The following is a 3,809-nucleotide window of genomic DNA, read 5'->3' as shown; positions in this document are numbered from 1 at the left end:
TGAAAGCGCAGCCGAATATGGTTTAGATTTAGACAATTATAGTTCGTCAGCAGCTTTTTTTGACTTCGATTTGGATGGCGATTTGGATATGTATCTTCTAAATCACGCTGTACATTCAGAAGCATCATATGGAAATGCTGCTATTCGCAACAACAGAAGTTATGAATGTGGCGATAAATTATTTCAAAATAATGATGGAAAATTTATTGATATCAGCGAAAAAGCTGGAATTTTTGGTGGAGCAAACGGTTATGGTTTAGGAATTGCAGTTTCCGATTTTAATTTAGATGGTTTTCCAGATATTTACATCACAAACGATTTTCATGAAGACGATTATTATTATCTCAACAATGGCAACGGAACTTTTTCTGAAAGTTTGAAAACTCACTTTGGTCACACCAGTCGTTTTTCAATGGGAATAGACGTTGCCGACGTAAATCACGATAATTTTCCAGATATCATGACGTTGGATATGCTTCCGCAAGATGAAAAAGTTTTGAAATCTTCTCTCGGTGATGACAACGTTCAAATGTTTAAAATGAGAACTGAAAAGTTAGGTTATCATTGCCAGTATACTCGAAATATGTTGCAAATAAATCAAGCTGGAAACAACTTTACAGAAACGGCTTTATTAAGCGGAATTGCAGCAACAGATTGGAGTTGGAGTACACTTTTTGCCGATTATGATCAAGATGGCGAACAAGATATATTTGTGGCAAACGGAATTCCGAAACGTCCAAACGACCTAGATTATGTAAAATATTATTCTAATGATGAAGTAAAAACCAAAATCACTTCTACCAAATTATTAGACAAAGAAGCATTGAAAAGAATGCCTAAAGGAAACGTAACCAACTATATTTTTCAAGGTTCAAATGATTTAATTTTCAAAGATAAATCGAAAGATTGGATAGAAAATGATTCCTTAATTTCTAACGGAAGTGGTTATGCAGATATTGATAACGATGGAGATTTAGACATAATTACCAACAATTTAAATAGTGAAGCATCAATTTATTGCAATCAAACCAATGAAAAAGCGAATTATTTAAAACTGAAATTAAAATTTGTTGGCAAAAATACTTTCGGAATTGGAACTAAAATAATATCCTATTCTAAAGGAAAAATGCAGTTTAAAGAATTGCAAACTACTAGAGGATTTCAATCTTCGTCTGAGCCAATAATTCATTTTGGATATAAAAAAGATACAAAAGTAGATTCACTTCTTGTCATTTGGCCAGACAAAACATTTCAAACTTTAAAGAATATAAAAACAAATCAAACACTTGAAATTAAAGCAAATACATCAAGAAAATCCTTTGATTATTCAAATTTACATCCAAAAATGAATTCGATTTTTCAAAAAGTAGAAGACAATTTAGGAATTAATTTCATACATCAAGAAAATGATTATGTAGATTTCGTTTATCAAAAATTAATTCCATACCAACGTTCAGATCGTAGTCCAGCTACAGCAATTAGTGATTTAAATGGCGATGGAAAAGACGATATTTTCTTTGGCGGATCAAAAGATATTCCTGCTCAAATTTACATTCAAACTGCAACTGGTTTTGTAAAAAAATCTTATCCAGAAGTAGAAAAAGATGCCGTTTTTGAAGATGCTTCTGCAATAATAGCCGATTTTAATAATGATAAAATAAATGATTTATTCGTAGCTTCTGGTGGCGGACAAAATGCTGCCGATTTGCAATCAAGATTATATTTTGGCAATAAAAATCAATTAACTATAGCTACTTTGCCTACAATTGCTCAAAATGCAGCTGTTGTAAAATCATTTGATTATGATAAAGATGGCGATTTGGATCTTTTTATCGGAAACAATTCTAAAAAAAATCGTTTTGGAAGTCCGTCAGATTGTTATCTTTTAAACAATAATAAAGGCACTTTTTCAATCGTAGAAAATAAAACTTTTTCGGATATTGGAATGGTTCAAGATGCTACTTTTTCAGATTTTAATAATGATGGAACAACTGATTTGATTGTTGTTGGAGAATGGATGAAACCGACTTTTTATGCAAACAAAAAAGGAAAATTTACTGATGTTTCTGCAACCGTAAATCCTGAAAAAAACAATGGATTATGGCAAGCAATTCAACCATTTGATATTGATAAAGATGGCGATTTAGATTATTTATTAGGCAATTGGGGAATGAATTCAAAATTTAAAGCATCGTCAGAATTTCCTATGAAAATGTATTTTGATGATTTTGACACCAACGATTGGTACGAAACAATTGTAACAGTTGAAAAAAATGAAAAATACTACACCACAATGGGATTGGATGAATTGGCAGAACAATTTAGCGGTTTAGTCAAGAAAAAATTCAATTCTTATAAAGAGTTTGCAGGCAAAACGGGAGAAGAAATTTTTGATCCTGCATTGTTAGCAAAAGCAAAATTATATGAAGTGCACAATTTAAAATCTGGTTATTTAAAAAATAATAAAGGTAAATTTACTTTTGTTCCGTTTACAAATGCTATGCAAGTTAGTCCGATAAATGCGTTTGTAAAATCTAATTTTGATTCAGATAAAGACGAAGAAGTTTTTGCAGCCGGAAATTATTTTGGAGTTTCGCCATATCATAGTCGTTTTGATGGATTCTCTGGTGCATTGATAAAAAATGAAAAATCAATTACATTAGGAAGTAAAATTGGAGTAGATTTATCGCAAAAAGCAGTTCGCCATCTAAATGTAATTACTTGTAATGGAAAAATATATATGTTGGCAACCATAAACAATAAAAAAGTAGAAGTTTATGAAATTTCAACAAATAAAAATTAAATATAAATAAGAGTTTTAAACATTAATTTACTTAACTAACTTAATGGTTTAAAAAAATAACTAACAACAACAAAACACAAAACCTTAATTTACTTAACTAACTTAATGGTTTAAAAAAATAAAATGGTTTAAAATAAACAATAATGAAATCTAAATTTATAATAATCTCTTTACTAACTTTACTTGTTTCTTGTAAAAAAGAAACAAAAATAATAGTAACTCCTGAAGAATACGGAGCATCAATAGATAATGTAACCCAAATTATTATCCACGATATTTTTTCGCCACCAGTTGCAAGTAGAATTTATGCCTACCCAAATATTGCTGCTTACGAAGTAATTGCTCAAAACAGCAAAACCTACAATTCACTTCAAAAACAATTAAAAGGTTTAGATTCAATTCCTGTTTTAGATAAAAAAAGTGGTGTAAATAAAAATGTTGCAGCACTTGTTGCCCATTTAGAAGTAAGTAAAGCTTTAGTTTTTTCAGAAGATTTGGTAGAAAAATTTAGAGATAGTTTGTACAAAAAATGGCAAAATGAAAATGAAGAAGAGTTTGAGATTTCAAAAGAATATGGACTAAAAGTTGCAGAAAGAGTTAAAAAATGGATGGGAAAAGACAATTATAAACAAACCAGGACGTTACCTAAATATTCTGTTTACGCGAATCAACCAGAACGTTGGCAACCAACTCCACCAGCATATATGGATGGCGTTGAACCACATTGGAGCGAAATTAGAACTATGGTTATAGATTCATCATCGCAATTCAAACCAAGTCCGGCTTTGACATATTCAACCGATAAAAATTCGCCGTTTTTCAAACAAGTACAAGAAGTTTATGACATTAGTAAAATAATGATTGAAAAAGGTGATACATCAGAAGAAATAAAAATGGCTCAATTTTGGGATTGCAATCCTTATGTAACCGTAAATCAAGGACATATGATGTTTGCCAAAAAGAAAATTACACCTGGCGGACATTGGATGGGAATTACAAAAATTGC

At 30.5% G+C, this 3,809-nt stretch carries 1 protein-coding gene and 1 pseudogene; both read left to right on the top strand.

The genetic code is table 11. From position 1 onward, the window contains the following. Window positions 1-2,803 (top strand): VCBS repeat-containing protein (locus ACH2BO_RS14435; protein ID WP_395045436.1); only part of this gene is annotated, 2,803 nt, incomplete at its 5' end. 143 nt (window positions 2,804-2,946) lie between these two features. Beyond that, a pseudogene (locus ACH2BO_RS14430) lies at window positions 2,947-3,809 on the top strand (phosphatidic acid phosphatase); the annotation flags it as partial.

The organism is Flavobacterium sp. (genome assembly GCF_043773265.1).
Taxonomy (GTDB): Bacteria; Bacteroidota; Bacteroidia; order Flavobacteriales; family Flavobacteriaceae; genus Flavobacterium.
Note: the sequence above shows the minus strand (reverse complement) of the source record. Positions and strands in the feature narration are given on the sequence as shown.